The following is a 17748-nucleotide window of genomic DNA, read 5'->3' on the forward strand; positions in this document are numbered from 1 at the left end:
GAGGGCGTGCGCATCCTGATGTCAGGCCAAAAGCGTGGCATCACCCGAATGCTCAAGGCCATGATCAAAAGGCGCAGCGCCATCGAACCGGCTATCGGGCACATGAAGATGGACGGCAGGCTTGGCCGCAATCCGCTCAAGGGTGCGCTGGGCGATGCGCTGCATGCGGTGATGTGCGGGGCCGGGCACAACCTGCGCCTGATCCTGGCCGCGCTGCGGTTTTATTGCGCCCGATTCGGGCTGTCGATGCAGCCGGTCATCGCAGCCCTGGTCGCTGCACCCGCTGACCGCCGACCTCTCTGCTGCTGAGAACGGAATTGTTCAGGACGGACTAGGGAAGGTCTGCACAAATCAGCTTTCGATGTGCTGGTGGAACTAACACGCTGAGAAAATCGAAGACATGAAGCAAGCGGACCTGGGCCTGAACCTGACGACCAAGCGCACGCGCAAGCGCGAGTTCCTGGCGGAGATGGAGCGCGTGGTGCCGTGGGCGGCGCTCGTTGCGTTGATCACCCCGTACGCGCCGGGAGGAAAACGCGGCCGCCCGCCGTTTGCAGTTGAGACGATGTTGCGAATCCACTTCATGCAGCAATGGTTCACGCTGAGCGATCCGGCTATGGAAGAAGCGTTGCACGACGTGCCGCTGTTCCGCGAATTCGCAGGCCTGAACTGGGACACCGCAGTGTCCGACGAGACCACGATCCTGCGGTTTCGTCGGCTGCTGAGGAACACAAACTGGCCCCGCAGATCCTGGCGCTGGTCAACGAACTGCTTGGCGCTGACCTTGGCTAGATCGTCTGTCAGCCGCACAAAGGTCATGCGCTTTTCACTAGGTGCCGGATGTCGAGTGGCTGTGTAGGTCAGTCCGACCGGGTACGAGCCCGATCTCCAGCAATCCTTTGTCTCCAGTCCAGTACCACGCGGGCAATTCGACCGAGGCGCCCATGGCATTGCGCTCCAGGTACGAGGGCATCTGCGTCCAGTAGATGCCGCGCACATATTCGCGCCAGCCCAGGATCTGCCGAATGAAGCCTTCCGCGCTGGCCAGCGGCACGCGGCCGGACCGATAGGCGGCCTCGGTCGCTGCCACGACTTCGCGCGGGTTCAGCAGTTTCAGGTTCAGCGCGGCCGACAGTTGCGAGTGGTACAGCCACGGCTCGCCGGGCCACATCGCGTCCTGGTACGGGCCGAACACGGGCAGTCGGTGTTCGATGAAGTCGGCCAGGGCCTGCAGCGCGTCCTGCCGTGTCACGGGCCAGGCAAAGCTGGCCAGATCGCCAGGATGGTCTGCAAACTTTTCCTGAACCCATTGCAGCACTTGGCGCGTCGTCCCGTCTGGCTCGAAGCGGCTTCGTTCTGGGACCATGCCCGACCCTGCGCGGCCGAAGGTCTGGCGATTGGCCTTGTCGTAGTTCCACTGGCCGCCCTCGGGCGCGTCCCCGTCCATGAGGATGTTGTGGCGGCGGCGAAGCACGCGGTAGAAGGTTTCCAGCCGAAGCGCCTTGCCTTGCAGGCTTCGTTGATGGGCCGCGAACTCTTTGACGGTGGTGTAGAAGTGGCGTTCGGGCCGCACGTCGAGCGCCAGGCCGGCTTCGGCGGCCACGGCCGACAGCGCTTTCCAGACACGCCAATCGCCGGGGGCGGTCATGACGAGTCGGCTGGGCGAGAGCGTGCGAAGGGCGAGCTTCAGTGCCTCGGCCAGCGTGCCGCAACCGACGGGTGGGTCGTCCAGGCGCGTGTAGTGCAGGCCCCAGCCGTTGGCGCGGAGGGCCTGCGCAAAGTGCCGCATCGCCGCCAGAAACAGCGCGATGCGCTGTTTGGAGGACCAGACGTGCGTGGATTCTTCTGTCACCTCGGCCATCCAGACGCTGTCCTGGCTGGGGTCGAAGCCATCGAATGCAGCCGCATCCAGGTCCAGCTGATCGCCGAGCACGATGACGAAGGTGCGCACGGGGCGAGGGTCCGAATTCGAGCCAGGGGTGAAGGGCGTCATGCGCGGAACGGTGGCGTGTTCATCAATGCGGGGCTGCCCAGTATCTCCGCTGCACGCGTTCGTCCCCGTCAAGGCTCCGACCGGCGCATCGCGCACAGCCCGCGCCGTCATGGGCCCGGCGGTGTCTGGGAACGTCGTTTGCCGCGCCCGCAGCAGCCAGCCAAGCCGGCCGGCACGCCTCCCACCGTTTCAAAGGACACGACCATGACCCAGCCCGAACAGCAGCAGACCCCGCCAGGCACCGAAGCCGAGATGGAGCCGAAGCCCGACCATGGCGAGCAGAGCTATCAGGGACATGACAGGCTGGCGGGCAAGGCGGCGATCATCACGGGCGGTGACAGCGGCATCGGGCGCGCCGTGGCCATTGCGTTTGCTCGCGAAGGGGCGGACGTGCTGATCAGCTATCTGCAGGAAGAAGAGCAGGACGCCCGCGAAACCGCGCGCTGGGTCGAGCAGGCCGGTCGGCGCTGCGAATGCGTGCCCGGCGACATTGCCGACCCGGCCCACTGCCGCGCGATCGTTCAGCGTGCGGTCGATGCGTTCGGCAAGATCGACCTGCTGGTCAACAATGCCGCGTTCCAGATGACGCGCGATTCCCTCGAAGAAACGCCGGACGAGGAGTGGGACCGCACCTTCCAGATCAACATCACCGCGATGTTCCATTTGTGCAAGGCGGCAGTGCCGCACATGAAGCCGGGCTCGTCCATCCTCAACACGACCTCCGTCAATTCCGATACGCCCAAGCCCAAGCTGCTCGCCTATTCGGCCACCAAGGCGGCCATTGCCAACTTCACGGGCGCCCTGGCGCAGATGCTGGCACCGAAGGGCATCCGCGTGAATTCGGTGGCGCCGGGGCCGATCTGGACACCGCTCATTCCCGCCACCATGCCGCCCGACCAAGTGAAGAATTTCGGCAGCCAGGTGGCGATGCAGCGCCCTGGCCAACCGAAAGAAGTGGCGGCCGTGTTCGTGTTTCTGGCCAGCGATGAGGCAAGCTATGTCAGCGGTGCGCGCTACGCGGTGACCGGGGGCACACCGATGCTTTGAGGATGCCAGTGCGCCAGCGGGCCGCTGCGCAGCCGTATGTCCCGCTCAAGCAGCGGGCGGGTCTTCGTACACCTGGAAGCCGCAGGCCTGCTGCTTGGCCGCATACATGGCGAGATCGGCGCAGTGCAGCACCTGGGCCGAGAGGGTCGAGTTCTCGGGCGAGCGGGCGATGCCGATGCTGGCACCCACGCTCACCCACTGGTCGGGCCGCACCTGGATGGGCTGGCGGATGTCAGTGACGATGGCGGTAGCCGCCTCTTGCACGCGCTGCAGGTCTTGCGAGCGCATCAGGATGGCGAATTCGTCGCCGCCCAGGCGTGCCAGCGTGTCCGACGAGCGCACGTGCTTGCGGGTGCGCAGCGCCACTTCCTTCAGCACGGCGTCTCCCGCTTCGTGGCCGTAGTTGTCGTTGATGGCCTTGAACTTGTCCAGGTCCATCAGCAGGATGGCGTAGCCGGTGTTGAGCACCTGCTGGTTCTGCTCGGCGTTTTGCAGGTTGATCTCGAACAGGCGGCGGTTGGCCAGGTGGGTCAGCGCATCGCGGTGCGCCACGTCTTCCAGCGGGATGACCACACGGTTGGTAATGTGGTTCGCGGCCAGGATGGAGATGAACGAGCTGAACAGAATGCTGGCGGCGAACAGGCCCTCCAGCCGCAGGAACGGAGAGAAAACCGGCGCGAACGGCTTGGCCACCACGGCGATGACATTGGAGCCCCGTAGGCCGCCCAGGTTGATGACCTTGGCGCGGTACTGCGCGCCGTCCGTGCCCTCCGCGGAAAAGTTTTCGGACGAATTCGTTTGTTCCTGAATGCTCTTGTTGAGCACGATGCCGGGCAGCGTGGAGGTGTGGATGACGAAATCGCCTTCGCTTTCCTGCGACAGAAACGCCATCTTGAGCTGCGTCATCTTGGTGAACTGCTCCACCGCCGTCGTATTGATGCGGTAGCCCAGGAAGATGTTCATGATCGGCGTGGGCGCGCTGATCGTGGACTTCACCCAGTTGTAGAGCACAGGCGTGTGTTCGCCGGCCGCCAGGGGGCCGACGCTGCGCCCTGTCTCGCTGATCTCGGTTGCCAGGGCTTCCAGCGTGGCGTCCAGGTCTTCGTCGCGCTCGTTCAAGAGTTGCGTCGCCGAAGCACGGGCGACGATCTTGTGATCGAGATCCGTCAGCACGATCAGTTCGGCCCCGGTCCTGGCCAACTGGCTGGCAAGCGCCGACTCGATGGTGGCGCGGTTGCCGTTGGAGATGGTGTGCTGCAGCCCGTAGTCCTTGGTCACCAGCAGCGAGGTCTGCTGCCGGTTGTCCTTGCGGGTCGCCGCGGTGTACAGAAACGTCTGCGCGCCGCCTTCCAGCGCCGAGTCGACGCTCTCCAGGGCGATGTTGCGGTTGGCGAAATGCAGGAAAACGAAGGCCACCACCTGGACGATGATCAGCGCTGGAACCAGCAGCATCAGCAGCTTTCTGGTGGAAGCGTTTTCCAGCGTCTTCTTCATGGATGGACGTGCCCCTGAACCTGGTTGAATGGAAGACCGGGGCCGTGCTCCCTCCCTCTGGTCTTGCTCGTTGTTCGCTACCTTCGACCGACCGTGGCGCACCTCCTGAGAAGGATTGCCTGCTTTTCACTGTAGGGCAAGCATCGGCCCTTGTTGTTCTTGTCGTGGTCGCCTGCGTGCACAGCCCGCTTCAGGCGTCGCTCGTGCGTCAGAAAAATGCCGCCGTTGTGGCCCAGCGCCATGGACGGGCTGGGCAGCGTGATTGTCCAGCGTCAGCCCAACGGCCTGCGCGCTGCGCCCGGCGGCGTTGACTTCTCAGGGGCAGTATAGGGTGATGCATGCACTCTGGTCACCCGGTAAAGCACGGACAGCGCCTTCGGGCGGGCCCCGGCTGCTGATCTGGCGCCAGGCCTTTCGCATAAAGTGGGGTGCATGAGCGACTCCGATTCCCACCCTCCAGAGCCCTACACCCGTTCGCTGAATCTGCGCGGGGCCACCAACTTCCGCGACCTCGGCGGCTACGTGGGCGAAGCCGGCCGGCCCGTGCGGTGGCGGCGCTTGTTCCGGTCCGATCACCTCGCCGCGCTCACGCCCGAAGATGCGCAGGCGCTGGCAGCGCTGGGCCTGGCGCGCGCCGTGGACTTTCGCGGCGAACACGAGCGCGCCACGTTGGCCTACGTGCTGCCCGATGTGGCCTACCACGCGCTCTCCATCGAGCCCACGGTGGTACAGCGCGCCAAGGAGATGGCAGTCTCCGGCCACGTGCTCACGCCCGAGATCGCGATGGAGCTGATGCGCGACACCTACCGCGCGTTCGTGGCCCACAACACGCGCGAGTTCGCCACGCTGTTCGAATACCTGCTGGACAACGACACGCCCCTGGTCTTTCACTGCACCGCAGGCAAGGACCGCACGGGCTTTGCGGCAGCCCTCATCCTGATGGCGCTGGGCGTGCCGCGCGAGGTGGTGATGCAGGACTACCTGCTCACCAACGGGCTGTACCGCAGGCCCGCCCAGTTGACCGGCGGCGCGCCGGAAGCCGTGCTGAACGTGCTGTGGCGCGTGCAGGAAGATTTTCTCGAAGCCGCGCTGCAGGCCGTGGACACCGACCACGGCGGCGTGCAGCGCTATCTGGAGCACCGCCTGGGCGTGGGCCCCAGCGAGCGCAAGCGCCTGGCGCAGTGGTATCTGGAGCCCTGACTGCGCGCAGCCAACGGTTGAATGCACCGAGCGCGGGCATAAAAAAACCGGCACGCGGGTGCCGGTTTTCAGGGGCTGGTGGCGGTGCGCTGGGCACTGCCGCCGAAGCTGCCAAAGCCTGTTTAGACCGTAGCGTCCTTGAGCTTCTTCAGCGCGCGGGTCTTGATCTTGACCGATGCGGGCTTGGCGGGGAACCAGCGCTCGGCACCCGTGAACGGGTCCTTGCCGAAGCGCTTCTTCTTGGCGGGCACTTGCTGCAGGCCGATCTTCATCAGGCCGGGCAGCGTGAATTCGCCGGAACCCTTCTTGTGCACCGAAGCCAGGATGGCCGATTCCAGTGCGGTCAGCACGGCCTTGGCGGCCTTGGGTTCCACACCGGCTTGCTGCGCCAGATGGGCGATCAGCGAAGTCTTCGTGAACACTTCCTTCAGCGGCTTGAGCGCTGCAGGTGCTGCCTTGGCGGCGACCGGGGCCTTGGCCTTCGGCGCAGCAGCCTTCTTCACAGGCGCTGCCTTCACGGGTGCGGCTTTCTTGGCGGGTGCGGCGGCCTTCTTGGCGACAGGTGCTGCAGCCTTCTTGGCGGCGGGAGCGGCCTTCTTGGCCGGTGCGGTGGTTTTCTTTGCAGTTGCCATGGTGTTGGTATTTCTCGGAAAAAGTGGTGAACATTCCAGCATGCTGGTCGCCGGATTCTAGGGGGTTTGCATCGGCAGGCGCGGGCCGCACGCCTATTGCGCCCGCCAGGCGGCATGGATGCTGGGTTTCGAGGGCGCGAGGCGCATGCAGAAAGCGGTGCGGGCCGGATGAGATGGCGACGCATGCACAAGGCCGCGGCGTTGGCCCCGCGGGGCAATCGCGTTAAGCTGTCCCATCCCCCACCGGCGCCATGCAGCGCATTGCAAAGGAACGGCCATGAGCGACACATCTCCCTTCGGTTTCGGCAGGTTCGTGCCGGGCTTCGACTTTCTTCAGAACCTCGCCAAGGGCGCAACGGGCGGCGCGCCGCAGATGCCCAGCCTGTCCAGCTGGGTGGCGCCAACGCTGAGCGTGGAAGAGCTGGAAAAGCGCATCGATGAGCTGAAGGCCGTGCAGTTCTGGCTCGAACAGAATTCGCGCGCACTGACCGCCACCGTGCAGGCGCTGGAAGTGCAGAAGATGACGCTGGCCACGCTCAAAGGCATGAACGTGGCGATGGGCGATCTGGCCGGTGCGTTCGCGCCCAAGGCATCGCCCGCACCTGCACCAGCTGCCGCTGCGCCAGAGCCCTTCCGTGCCAGCCCCGCCCCGCATCGCGAGCCACCCGCCGCGCCGCCGCCAGCCGATGACGCTGCTCTGCATGACCATACCGGCCACAGCGATGGCGACGATGCGGCTTCTTCATCCGCATCCTCCGCGCTGCCCGGCGTGGTGGACCCGATGCAATGGTGGGGCGCGCTGACCAGCCAGTTCCAGCAGATCGCGGCCAACGCGCTGGGCGACCCTTCGCAGCAATCGGCGGTGGAGGCCACGCGCGGTGCCGCGACCGAGGCCTTCAAGACCGCCACCAACATGGCCACGCAGATGGCGGCCCAGGGGCTGCAGGGCGTGCAGGAGGCCGCGCGCATGGCCACCGCCGGAGTCGCTTCCACGGCTGCGACCCCCGCTTCGCCCAGGCCCGCCCGCAGCCAGAAAAAAACCGCAGCGCCTGCGGCCGCAAAGCGTGCAAGCGCACCCGCCAAAGCCGCCGCGAAAAAGGCTGCAGCCCCCCGGCCTGCGCCGGCCCGGCGCGGCGCCAGTGCACCACCGGCTGGCAAGACTGCCGCGCCCCGCAAGCGCGCGGGGCAGTGACCGCGGTGTTTCCTTGACATGGCCGCCCGCTCCGGCGGAAGGCCGCGACGACCTCGAGCCCGATCATGAAACTCTTTCCCAACGGCCACGCCACGCATCCCCAATGGCGCATGGCTGCCGCGCTGGCGCTGGCGCAACTGCGCGCGCAGATGGCGCTGCCGCAATACGCCAGCGCCCCCACCCTGGGGCTGCTGTACATCACTGACCACTACGCTAACGAAGCCCAGGCCGTGCTGGACTTCGTGTCGGCCGAGCTGCCCGAAGTGACCGACTGGAGCGGCACCGTGGGCGTGGGCGTGGCCGCCAACAATGCCGAGTATTTCGACGAGCCGGCGCTGTCGATCATGCTGCTGGATCTGTCGCCCGACCAGTACCGCGTCTTCTCGGGCGTGGCGCCCCTGGCGCGCAATGCGGCCAGCGGATTCGTCGCGCACACGGCGCTCGTGCATGCGGACGGGCGCACGCCCGACCTGGCCGAGCTGATCGATGAAATGGCCGACCGCACGGCCTCCGGTTACCTGTTCGGCGGCCTGTCGGCCAGCCGCAGCGCCAGCGTGCAGTTCGCTGTCGGAGGCGATGGCAACATGGCCGGGCAGGGCGGCGCGCGCGGCGTGTTCGACGGCGGCCTGTCGGGGGTGGCGTTCAGCGAAGGCGTGAGCTTGCTGTCGCGCGTGACGCAGGGCTGCCAGCCCGTGGGGCCGCTGGCCACCATCACCGAAGCGCAGGACAACGTGGTGCTGTCGCTCGATGGGCAGCCCGCGCTCGATGCGCTGCTGGACACGCTGAACATCTCGCTCGACGGCGACCCGCAGCCTGCGCTGCGCGAAGTGCGGGCCACGCTCGCAGGCCTGATCGAAGCCGGCGCGCAGCCGCTGGGCCGCGCGGGCTACTTCGGCACCGACACGCGCGTGCGCCACATCGTGGGGCTCGACGCCACGCGGCGCGGCGTGGCCCTGGCCGACCATGTGGAAGAGGGCATGCGCCTGGCGTTCTGCCGGCGGAACGTGACGGCCGCACGTGCCGACCTGATGCGCATCTGCGCCGAGATCCGCGAAGAGCTCACGCCCGAAGAAACCGAAATCCTGCCGGCAGCCATACCGTCGGCCGACAGCGAACGCCGCGCGCTGGCGCAGGCCCTGGGCGGCAGCGGCGACCTTTCGCCGCAAGCGCCCACGCAGCGGCACATGGTGGGCGCTATCTACGTGAGCTGCTCCGGCCGCGGCGGCCCGCACTTCGGCGGGCCGAGCGCGGAGCTGCAGATCGTGCGCCACGCCCTCGGCGACGTGCCGCTGGTCGGCTTCTTCGCCGGCGGCGAGATCGCGCACCACCGGCTGTACGGCTACACCGGCGTGCTCACCGTGTTCACCAGCGAGCACGCTCCCGTCTGAGTGCGTGAGGCGCCCGGGCGAAGCGGATCGGGCGCGCTTGCAGCGCAAGCGCCTCCTCGGGCTTGGCTGAAGCGCGTTTCGAACATTTCAAGCCTTTTGAGGCTCCCGCCCTAGGGAATCATGCGCTGGCAGCTATAAAAATAATAGCAAACCATGGTCAGAGGGCCGGCACGAGCGCGGGCGACGCCGCACGCGGCATGCCGGTGAAGGCGAAGTCCACCTCCGGCGCCAGACCGCTCACGATGCGGGCGATGGATTTGCCCGAGCCGCAGACATGCGTCCACCCCAGCGTGCCGTGGCCCGTGTTCAGGAACAGGTTGCCGATCTTCGTCTTGCCGATCAGCGGCACGTTGCTGGGCGTCGCAGGGCGCAGGCCGGTCCAGAACTGCGCCTGCGACGTGTCGCCCGCGCCAGGGAAAAGCTGCTCCACGCGGCGCACGATGGCTTCGCAGCGCACGGGGTTCAGGTCGCGCTGGTAGCCGTTCAGCTCGGCCGTGCCGGCGATGCGGAGCCGGTCGCCGCGCTCGCTGGTGTAGCGGGAGAAGACGAGCTTGTATTCGTCGTCCGTCAGGCTCACCTGGTAGGCGGCCGACGCGTCGCGCACCGGCAGGGTCACGGAATACCCCTTGGCCGGGTAGATCGGCAGGCGCACGCCCAGCGGCTCGGCCAGCAGCGGGCTGAACGAGCCCATGGCCAGCACGTAGGCATCGCCCCGCACGCGCTCGAAGCGGCCTTCGGCGTTGGTGATTTCGACATGGTCGATGGCGCCGCCTGCGGTGCGCAGCGCGGTGATGTGGCAGCCCGTGCGGAACTGCACGCCCGCGGCTTCGGCCAGCCGCGCCAGTTCGCGCGTGAAGGTGTTGGCGTCGCCCGACTCGTCCTCGGCCGTGTAGGTGGCGCCGGCCAGTTGCGGGCGGATGTGCGCCAGCGCGGGCTCCAGCCGCACGGCCTCGTCGGCGCTCACGACCTGGCGCTCGCAGCCCAGGGCACGCATCTGCTCGGCCGGCGCCAGCGCCCCGTCGAACTCTTCGGCGCTGGTATAGAAGTGCAGGATGCCCTGCGTGCGCTGGTCGTACTGGATGTGCGTATCGCGGCGCAGTTGCTGCAGGGTGTCGCGGCTGTAGGTGCCCAGGCGCACGATCTGCTCGATGTTGTGCCGCGTGCGCGCCGGCGTGCATTCGCGCAGGAACTGCAGGCCCCACAGCCACTGGCGCATGTCGGCGCGCAGGCGAAACAGCAGCGGCGCGTCTTCGCGGCCCAGCCACTTCAGCACCTTGAGCGGTGCGCTGGGATTGGCCCAGGGCTCGGCGTGGCTCACCGAAATCTGCCCGCCGTTGGCGAAGCTGGTCTCCGCGCCAGGGGTGCCCTGGCGGTCGATGACGGTCACTTCATGGCCGAGTTGTTGCAGGAAATAGGCGGAGGTGGTGCCGAGCAGGCCGGCACCGAGAACGATCACGCGCATGATTCACAAGCCTTTTTGAAGGTTTGCGCAAGCAGATCGCCGGTGTTGTGCTATGAAATTAATAGCGTGCAGCCGACGGCGATCTGCCGTGCTGCCGCTCCCCCTGTCCTTGGTACCTGAGAGATTCACCCTGCGCCAACACGGCGAGGGGCTTGCTCCTTCGGTGCGCCATGGCATGCATGGCGGCTCTCCAGACGGCTTTGATGGTGGTGCAGTACGGGACCTGAGCGTGTATGGGAGTTTGCGCCTTCGGTGGAGCGGCCCGGGGGCCGTTCGCTCTCCTGCGGGGTGCATCGTAGCAGCGAAGGCGTGCCGCGCAAAACCGGCGGCCCGGCGCAGGGACGGCCGGCCGCGCGGGCGGGGACGCGGTCAGTCGATGCTGATCCTGGCGTCCTTCACCACCTGGGCCCATTTCGCGCGGTCGGTGTGCACGGTCTGGCGAAACTGCTCGGGCGTTTCGATGCGCACGGCGTTGCCTTGCGATTCGAAGCGCTCGCGCACGTCGGGCTGCTCCAGCACCTGGCGCAGCGCGGTGCTGAGTTTCTGCACCACGGCGGGGTCGGTCCCCTTGGGCGCGAAGACGCCGAACCAGATCGAGCTGTCGAAGCCCCGGGTGCCCGGCAGCCCGCTCGATGCGATGGTGGGCACCTCCTTCACCGCCGCCACGGGCTTTGCGGTGGTCACGCCCAGCAGGCGCACCTTGCCGGCCTTGTAGTGCGGCAGCACGGTCTGCACCTGGTTCATGATGCAGCACGTCTCGCCGCGCACCACCGACGTGATGGCCTCGGGCCCGCCCTTGTAGGGCACGTGCACCATGTCCAGGCCCAGGCGCGCATTGAACTCGGCAAACGCCATGTGGGTGCCGGCACCGTTGCCGGTGGAGGCGTAGTTGTACTTGCCCGGGTGGGCCTTCACCACCTCGACGAACTCCTTGAGCGTCTTCACGTCGATGACGTTCGGGTTGATGGTGAGCACGTTCGACACATCGATCAGCGGAGCGACGGGGATGAAGTCTTCCTCGACGTCGAAAGGCAGTTTCTTGTAGAGCGCCGCGTTGCTGCCGTGCGTGGCTGCGGTGCCGAAAGCCAGCGTGTAGCCGTCCGGCCGGGCGCGGGCCACGTACTCGCTGGCGATGTTGCCCGCCGCGCCCGACTTGTAATCGATGATGACCGGCTGGCCGAGCTTCTGGCTCAACGGCTCCTGGACCGCACGGGCGATGACGTCGACGCCTGAGCCAGCCGGGAAGCCGAGGATCATCGTGACGGGCTGCCGGGGCCAGTCGGTGGATTGGGCATGGGTGCCGACGCTGAACGTGGCGGCTGCGGCGCAGGCCATGGCGGCTGCGATGGGCTTGATGGGGCGAGAAAGGAATGGCATGGCGGATGGGCGCTGAACGCTGGATGAAGACCGATTCGCCATTGTGTTCAAGCGCTCATTCCCGCGCGCCCATATGCATATGGGCCTATTGGCGCAGTGGTTGCCAATGGCCTGCCAAGGCCGCAGAGCCCGCCGAGGCTCTGTGACGCCGGCGGGCTCTGCGAGTTCTACCGTGCGGATCAGTATCGGTTCGGGTTGTCCGGACGGCGGTCCTGGCGGTTGGGCACTCCATCGCCATCGCGGTCCCAGCCGCCGCGGCGCATTTCCCAGCGGCCGTCGTGCTGCACCCAGGCAGGCTGGCGATAGGCATAGCCTGGGCGGGCGCGGACCCAATGGCCTGCCACCCAAACGTGGCGGTGGCCGCGCCATTCCCAGTGGCCCGTCTCCCACACCATGCCGCGGCGCGGTGGCGGCACGGCTTCACGGCGGGGTGGGGGCGGTGCCTGGTACTGCACCATCAGCGGTGCGGGCTGCTGGTACACCGGTCCGCCGGACTGCACGATCACCGTGGCGCTGGTGGCGGCCTGCGCGACCGTGGTGACGGAGCCCAGCGAAGCGAGGGCCAGCATGGCGGCGGTGAGGGCAATGGTCTTGCGGGTCATGACGATCTCCTTTGGAAAAGCGCTGTGTTTTTGTCAGCACCTTCATCGTGATCGGCCAACGTCAAGCCGGTGTCGCCGCGGCGCGAAGTGTTGTGAGCAGGTGTTTCACGGCTGGGTCGGGCGTGGCATGACTGTTTACTGGCGGGGGCAGTTTGCCGGCCGCTAGCGCGGCGCTCCTGCTGCACCGTCTTTCGCTTCTCCGCCCAGCGAGGGTTGGTCGCTGCTCGGGCCTTGCATGGTCGACCAGCTCAAATCCAGTTCAAGTCCATCGCAGGGCGTACCAGGCAATGACAAGACAGCGTTTTGCTCGAACTGCCAAAGATCGGCACGGGTACCGCTCCCCGCTGGACTGCCTGGCTGGAGATTGCGGATATCGCCTGCGTAAGGATGGGAGGCGACTTCTTTGACTTTCCAGACCCACATCCGCAAAGTCGCCTTCGGATTGGCGGTCGCGACGCTTTCTGCCATCACCGGGGCAATGACATGCGAGCAGTAAAGGCCTGGCTGATAACCCGCGGCGATGACGGCAGCGATCCAGCCGTTGATGTACGCCAGGGCTTCGGTGCCTGGACTGCTTCCGTCTTCCCAATCCAGATAAAGAGTGGACTGAAGGGGGAAGCCTGCGCTGCTTGCCAATTGCGTCGACTGGGTTCCGTCAATAGCGCCTTGTTTTCCATCGGGATTGCGACTGCCCGGGCCGCATGTTTGTTGGCCTACATAAATCGGAGCCAGTCCCCATCCCTGGGCTAGCAAGGCCTGCCTCTTATCCATCCAGCTTTTGTCGTGGTGGCTGGGCGCTGAAGCGAGGTAGAACCCGCACCATGTCAGTTCCGTGTTGTCCTTGAGCCACTGCAGAGCCTGGTTTCCCGGAAACGTGCTGGTGTCAAACCCTGTGTAATAAGTCATAAGAATTCTCCCTTGAATGTGTTGATGGACGCCGTGCTATCAGGCCTCATTCCACTTGCTTCATCAGCCAGTAGACCGCTTTGACCGTCTGCAATGCGATGGTCTGGTTCTCGGCCAACATGTTTTCGAGTGGCAGGGTCGGCACGGGTGGCATGCCAGGAACGACGGTGATGGGCACGCCATTGGTGTCGGTGGACAGAGGCAGGGGCTCCGGCACGCGGTAGAAAGTGCGCCGCAGCAACGCCGCAGCCATGCCCAACGCGAGCAATGCCAGAACCGCGATCACGACCACGATCACCTTGATCGGAGGGATCGGTATTTTCTGGATCAAGCTGGCGATGAATGAAACAGCGATCAGGCAATCGAGGGTCAGCGGCGAATTCAGCACGCGCACCATTTGCGTCTGTACCAGCTCGCCGGGCTGCTGCATGAACTCCACCGCATAGGTCTTTCCGTGGACACGGACCGGGACCGATGTTCGCCGCACGGACAGGGTGTTGTCCGCAGCTTGGTAGTCCACACGGCTCAGGCAGGGGGACAGTGCGGCAGGTGGAGAAAATGCCAGCCAGCCTCCTGCCCCCTCGGGCATTTGAATGTCGGCTGGCGCAGCTTCGACCAGCATGAAGTCGCCTGGATAGCCGTCCGGCCCCGTGCCAGGGAAGCCTTGGAGATACGCCCGGGGAAACGCCACCACCACCACTTGCTCCGGCAAAGGCCGCCTCAGGTTGACGCGATGTGGCATGCCGCGCTGGCTTACCCGGTCCAGCCTGTGGTCACGGTGGCTTCATAAGCGTCGAGCCCGCGGATGATGGCGCCCGCGCTCAGGACGAGCGAGCCGAAGATGAGCGGAGACGCATCGTTTTGCAGCACCTCGACCATCAAGGCATAGGAGGCCTCGGCGCTGGGCAGAGCGACGGCATTCAGCGCCGCCACGGCCGACAAGGGCTTGTCCACGATGGCTCCGCTGGCCGCCATGTCATGGCCCCGGCGCAGGCGCAGGCGCAGGCGCAGGCGGCAGGTGGTACAGCTGGCGAATGTGGTCGAGCACCTTGTTGTTCTCTTCGGTGATGATCCGCATCTGCTCGTCGGCATTGCCTTCGACGCCCAACATAGCGATGTTGGTGGCCACCTTCGTCATGGAATCGGCGATGCTTTCGACCACCTGGCCCAGGTGCGTCAACGATTGGGGTTGGCTCATTGTTCGGTGCCTTTGGCTTTGGGTTTCTTCGGAAGGGCTTGCGTGAGGGTGGGATCTGATTCCCAGTCGCTTTTTTCAGCCGTGCGCATGACGACGGTGGAGTTGACATAGCCGATGCATTGCGAGAACGGCCGAGGGCCGAAAGCAACGTTGTGGTCTTCGGTGACGGTGGTCGAGGCCAGCACGGAAAGAACGCCCGTGAGGCTGCTCCGGACCACGTAGTAGTCGCCACCCTGCAATGCGGCATCGAAACCGCTTTTCAGCCGGCTCTGGATTTGCTCCATGAGCTGGGTGTTGTGCAGTTCCATGGGCGTCGGCTCCCGCGTTGCCTGGTTCATGGAACGGCCACTCGCAAGTGGGTTGCGGCCCTCTGGCTCGAGAACGCACTGAGGGCGCTCTTCAAGCCCGCGATGGACTGCGCCAATTCGTTGCCCGTGAGCACCATCACCGACGATCGGGCGGCGGAGGGGCCCGGCGTTTGGACGCGCGCCACGGCCGACGCCACGATCACTTGGCGAAGGCGGTTCATGGCGTCCTGGCGCGCTACCTGGGCTTTGGCACTCAGATCGCCACTGGCGATCTGGTTGGCGTACGCCAGGTTCGACAGCGCCGAGGGCAGCTGCGCGGTCACCAATCCCGAGAGAGCGGCGGCTGACTCCGCAGCGCCGCCAAGCGTATCTTCGCCCACGGTTTTGATTTCGATCATTCCCATAATCCCTCCGTTGAAAAGCGGTGGAGCGGCCCGGAGGCAGCCCCACCTTCGTCATCCAGTTATCGATCCATTCAACCGTTCGCCCTGACCTTCACGGTGAAGTAGTTAGGCTGAAGATCGATGAGGATCTCCTCCTTGGCGACCTTCCCGGGGACCAGGATGGTGATACCCGGTGGAACGATCAACTGCCCGAGCGAATCCACGCGAAGGCCTCTGTCCATCAGTGCCCTGAGCGTTGCCCGTCCCGCTCCGCTCCCGCCGGAAGGTGCAGCGAACGCGTTCACTGCGGCCTTCAGATCGGCGATCGACTGCGCCAACTCGTTGTTGGTGAGCACGTCCACCGCGGACCGGGCTTCCATGGGACCGATGGTTCCGATGGTGTTCGTGGCTTTCGCTACCAGCGGAATGCCCAGTTCGCCGATTGCCTGCTGGTTCGCCACGGCGTTCTGCTGGCCCAGGTTGTTGGTGCTGACCACGTTTGCGTACGCGAGGTTGGAAAGCATCGCCGGCTGCTCTGAAATGGCTTTCAGATTGCCGACGGCGACCGCACTCGTGACTTGTGCATCAATCATGTTGTGTCCTCCCTATCAGCCCAGAGGGGCCGAGATCAACGACCGCCGAAGGCCTGCAGCGTGGCCTTCATGTCGGCAATGGTTTGCGCCAACTCGTCGTTGGTCAGAACGTCCACGGCCGAGCGGGCTTCGAGCGGCCCGATGTTGCTCACCGTGTTGGAGGCTTTGGCAACGATGGAGATGCCCAGTTCGTTCATGGCCTGCTGATTGGCCACCGCGTTCTGCTGGGACAGATTGGTGTTGGCGACGGTATTGGAATACGCCAGGTTGGAAAGCATCGCGGGTTGTTCCGAGATGGCTTTCAGGTTGCCGATTGCGACAGCGCTCACTACTTCTTCGGGCAGAGTTGCCATGGTATTTCTCCTTGAGGTTGACAGATGGTTGAAATAGCGGGTTTACCTACCGCCCCCGGGCCGGGAGGATGCTTCATCGCATTTTCGAAAATGCAATGAATGGCATTCTTGGTGAAGTTATTGATGGGACGGACCATCGCCGGCTTTGGTCTGAATGGTCTTCATGAATTCCTGAATATCTTTCAGTATTTTCTCGATGGAGGGCTTGTTATTGCTTTCATCGCTTTTCTCGATCATCGTGACGCATTTTGCAGCTGCGGCCATTTGTACCTGATTCATTGCCTGTTGCTGGCTCAAGGCGATTTGCTGCTGCATGTTTTGATTGAAAATTTGCTGTGCTAGCGCGAGATTTGCCAGAATGGCGGGTTGCTCACCAATGGACTTCGCATTGGATATCGCAATTGCCTGTATGACATCGGCGGGAAGTGAATCGGCCATTTATCTCTCCATAGCTGGCGGTGTTTGGTTTGCCATGTTTGGTTGATGTGGGGCTATATTAATTTTCAAACTAGGGAAAAGTAAGTGTCGATACGGTAACGCCCGAGTTTGTTACCGTAACAGTAACGCTTCCAAATGAATTGCAGGGAAATGGACAGATTTTTTAAGATCTCTTCAGGTTTGCCGGGCTTGTAAAAGCACTTTGCGGCGTGAATATGTCGGCCGCCGTGTGGTTGTATATGTTTTCATATAAGCCGTGGCAATGGTGGTGATAACCATTCTTCAATGCCTCTGAAAATACCGTGGTTTGGCTGCGAATTTAAAAGTTGGCGCAGAGGAATTCAGGGTTGCCGCGTATCGATTCACCGTTAACTCGATGAGGTGCTTGTGAGGCGCAAGATGAATGAGATTGAAGAAAACCAGATTCGGGAGGCTTGCGAAGAGATATTGGAGAGCAATGCATTCACAAAAGCGCACCGGATGCGGCGGCTTTTCCGGTTCCTGGTGGAGCAGGCGGTTGCCGGGGAAAATCGCAATACCAATGAGCACACCATCGGGATCGAGGTTTTCGATCGCGAAGCCTCGGCCTATATGCCTGGCGAAGATCCGATCGTCAGGGTGCAGATCGGGCGACTGCGCCAGCGGCTGAACGCTTACTACGCAGCCAACAAGCCGCGGGGAGGGATCGAGATACGCATTCCCGTCGGCAGCTACATGCCCGTGATTCAGCGCCCCTCGGCCGCATCAGACGAATCGGGCGGGCTGAGCCGGCTGATGGTGCAGCCGGTCCAGTACGTCGCGGAACGTGGCGACGGAAAGGCTTTCGCCCATGGGCTTTACGAAGAGTTGGTGGACCAGCTTTTTCGAGCCTTCGGAGACGTGTTCGTGGCGCCGTGCGCATCGGCCGGGGCCGATGCCGGCAGCGTTGGCGGGCCGGGTCAGCGCATCGATCCGCACCATTCCATCGAAAGCAGCCTGCGCATCGATACCGAGCGCATTCGCGCATCCATACGGCTGGTGGACTCCGCTTTCAAGCGGATCGCCTGGGCTCGGCATTTCGACTGCTCGGTCCACTTCGGGATTCAGCAGCAAGAGGAGCTGGCAACGACCATTTGCAGCGCCTTGAAGCCCGTGGTTTCCTCACTGAGGTGATTTCTCGAAGGGTCGATGCCGTTTGCTGGC

19 protein-coding genes, 3 pseudogenes and 1 riboswitch are annotated in these 17748 nt (G+C 64.6%); of the genes and pseudogenes, 7 read left to right on the forward strand and 15 right to left on the reverse strand.

Annotated features, from left to right (window positions below):
- Window positions 1-309, forward strand: a pseudogene (locus BLT03_RS20130) (IS5/IS1182 family transposase); the annotation flags it as partial.
- 91 nt (window positions 310-400) lie between these two features.
- Window positions 401-780: pseudogene (locus tag BLT03_RS20135) on the forward strand (transposase); the annotation flags it as partial.
- Window positions 781-901: 121 nt separating this feature from the next.
- On the opposite strand, the pseudogene BLT03_RS20140 reads toward BLT03_RS20135, so the two are convergent.
- A pseudogene (locus BLT03_RS20140) lies at window positions 902-1993 on the reverse strand (cryptochrome/photolyase family protein); the annotation flags it as partial.
- A 204-nt stretch (window positions 1994-2197) separates the two neighbouring features.
- Here BLT03_RS20140 and BLT03_RS20145 point away from each other — a divergent pair.
- On the forward strand, window positions 2198-3040 hold the full coding sequence (locus BLT03_RS20145) for an SDR family oxidoreductase (RefSeq protein WP_092745562.1): 843 nt from the start codon (window positions 2198-2200) through the stop codon (window positions 3038-3040).
- Between the two features lie 45 nt (window positions 3041-3085).
- Here the strand turns inward: BLT03_RS20145 and BLT03_RS20150 are convergent, their stop codons facing one another.
- The gene (locus tag BLT03_RS20150) at window positions 3086-4534 is read right to left on the reverse strand and encodes a diguanylate cyclase domain-containing protein (protein ID WP_092745563.1); all 1449 of its coding nucleotides are present in this window, start codon (window positions 4532-4534) and stop codon (window positions 3086-3088) included.
- 432 nt (window positions 4535-4966) lie between these two features.
- Here BLT03_RS20150 and BLT03_RS20155 point away from each other — a divergent pair, with 432 nt between their 5' ends.
- Window positions 4967-5734, forward strand: a complete 768-nt coding sequence (locus BLT03_RS20155) for a tyrosine-protein phosphatase (protein WP_092745564.1) — start codon at window positions 4967-4969, stop codon at window positions 5732-5734.
- 122 nt (window positions 5735-5856) lie between these two features.
- Here BLT03_RS20155 and BLT03_RS20160 read toward each other — a convergent pair whose 3' ends face one another.
- Complete coding sequence (locus tag BLT03_RS20160; protein ID WP_092745565.1) at window positions 5857-6366, reverse strand: HU family DNA-binding protein; 510 nt, start codon at window positions 6364-6366, stop codon at window positions 5857-5859.
- A 277-nt stretch (window positions 6367-6643) separates the two neighbouring features.
- Here BLT03_RS20160 and BLT03_RS20165 point away from each other — a divergent pair, with 277 nt between their 5' ends.
- Both BLT03_RS20165 and BLT03_RS20170 read left to right on the forward strand, forming a co-directional pair.
- A complete protein-coding gene (locus BLT03_RS20165; RefSeq protein WP_092745566.1) occupies window positions 6644-7558 on the forward strand; it encodes a PhaM family polyhydroxyalkanoate granule multifunctional regulatory protein in 915 nt (304 codons plus the stop codon).
- Window positions 7559-7623: 65 nt separating this feature from the next.
- Window positions 7624-8946 carry an FIST signal transduction protein gene (locus tag BLT03_RS20170; protein ID WP_092745567.1) on the forward strand — a complete coding sequence of 441 codons (1323 nt, stop codon included), beginning with the start codon at window positions 7624-7626 and terminating at the stop codon, window positions 8944-8946.
- Window positions 8947-9103: 157 nt separating this feature from the next.
- Here BLT03_RS20170 and BLT03_RS20175 read toward each other — a convergent pair whose 3' ends face one another.
- The 12 genes from BLT03_RS20175 to BLT03_RS20230 all read right to left on the reverse strand — a co-directional run bounded on the left by BLT03_RS20175 (window position 9104) and on the right by BLT03_RS20230 (window position 16566).
- Window positions 9104-10408 (reverse strand): D-amino acid dehydrogenase, encoded by a 1305-nt coding sequence (locus BLT03_RS20175; RefSeq protein WP_092745568.1) that lies wholly within the window; start codon window positions 10406-10408, stop codon window positions 9104-9106.
- Window positions 10409-10501: 93 nt separating this feature from the next.
- Window positions 10502-10612: riboswitch (glycine riboswitch) on the reverse strand.
- 165 nt (window positions 10613-10777) lie between these two features.
- Window positions 10778-11743 (reverse strand): Bug family tripartite tricarboxylate transporter substrate binding protein, encoded by a 966-nt coding sequence (locus BLT03_RS20180; protein ID WP_245711482.1) that lies wholly within the window; start codon window positions 11741-11743, stop codon window positions 10778-10780.
- Window positions 11744-11964: 221 nt separating this feature from the next.
- Window positions 11965-12387: a YXWGXW repeat-containing protein gene (locus BLT03_RS20185; RefSeq protein WP_092745570.1), complete on the reverse strand. Its 423-nt coding sequence runs from the start codon at window positions 12385-12387 to the stop codon at window positions 11965-11967.
- 162 nt (window positions 12388-12549) lie between these two features.
- Complete coding sequence (locus BLT03_RS20190) at window positions 12550-13293, reverse strand: glycoside hydrolase domain-containing protein (RefSeq protein ID WP_092745571.1); 744 nt, start codon at window positions 13291-13293, stop codon at window positions 12550-12552.
- A gap of 46 nt (window positions 13294-13339) precedes the next feature.
- A complete protein-coding gene (locus BLT03_RS20195) occupies window positions 13340-13915 on the reverse strand; it encodes a hypothetical protein (RefSeq protein ID WP_245711480.1) in 576 nt (191 codons plus the stop codon).
- Between the two features lie 131 nt (window positions 13916-14046).
- A complete protein-coding gene (locus BLT03_RS20200; RefSeq protein ID WP_092745572.1) occupies window positions 14047-14268 on the reverse strand; it encodes a hypothetical protein in 222 nt (73 codons plus the stop codon).
- Between the two features lies 1 nt (window position 14269).
- Complete coding sequence (locus tag BLT03_RS20205) at window positions 14270-14491, reverse strand: Ras family protein (protein WP_092745573.1); 222 nt, start codon at window positions 14489-14491, stop codon at window positions 14270-14272.
- Window positions 14488-14799, reverse strand: a complete 312-nt coding sequence (locus tag BLT03_RS20210; protein WP_092745574.1) for a hypothetical protein — start codon at window positions 14797-14799, stop codon at window positions 14488-14490. The genes BLT03_RS20205 and BLT03_RS20210 overlap by 4 nt, the downstream gene beginning before the upstream one ends.
- Window positions 14800-14825: 26 nt before the next feature.
- Window positions 14826-15197 (reverse strand): hypothetical protein, encoded by a 372-nt coding sequence (locus tag BLT03_RS20215; protein WP_245711481.1) that lies wholly within the window; start codon window positions 15195-15197, stop codon window positions 14826-14828.
- Between the two features lie 77 nt (window positions 15198-15274).
- Window positions 15275-15775, reverse strand: coding sequence for a hypothetical protein (locus BLT03_RS20220; RefSeq protein ID WP_092745576.1), 501 nt, complete (start codon window positions 15773-15775; stop codon window positions 15275-15277).
- A gap of 35 nt (window positions 15776-15810) precedes the next feature.
- Window positions 15811-16128 (reverse strand): R body protein, encoded by a 318-nt coding sequence (locus BLT03_RS20225; protein ID WP_092745577.1) that lies wholly within the window; start codon window positions 16126-16128, stop codon window positions 15811-15813.
- Window positions 16129-16245: 117 nt separating this feature from the next.
- The gene (locus BLT03_RS20230) at window positions 16246-16566 is read right to left on the reverse strand and encodes an FAD-binding monooxygenase (RefSeq protein WP_092745578.1); all 321 of its coding nucleotides are present in this window, start codon (window positions 16564-16566) and stop codon (window positions 16246-16248) included.
- A 399-nt stretch (window positions 16567-16965) separates the two neighbouring features.
- Here BLT03_RS20230 and BLT03_RS20235 point away from each other — a divergent pair, with 399 nt between their 5' ends.
- The gene (locus tag BLT03_RS20235) at window positions 16966-17718 is read left to right on the forward strand and encodes a hypothetical protein (protein ID WP_217640188.1); all 753 of its coding nucleotides are present in this window, start codon (window positions 16966-16968) and stop codon (window positions 17716-17718) included.
- Window positions 17719-17748 lie beyond the last annotated feature (30 nt).

The sequence above is a fragment of the Paracidovorax valerianellae genome (genome assembly GCF_900102625.1).
Lineage (GTDB): Bacteria > Pseudomonadota > Gammaproteobacteria > Burkholderiales > Burkholderiaceae_C > Paracidovorax > Paracidovorax valerianellae.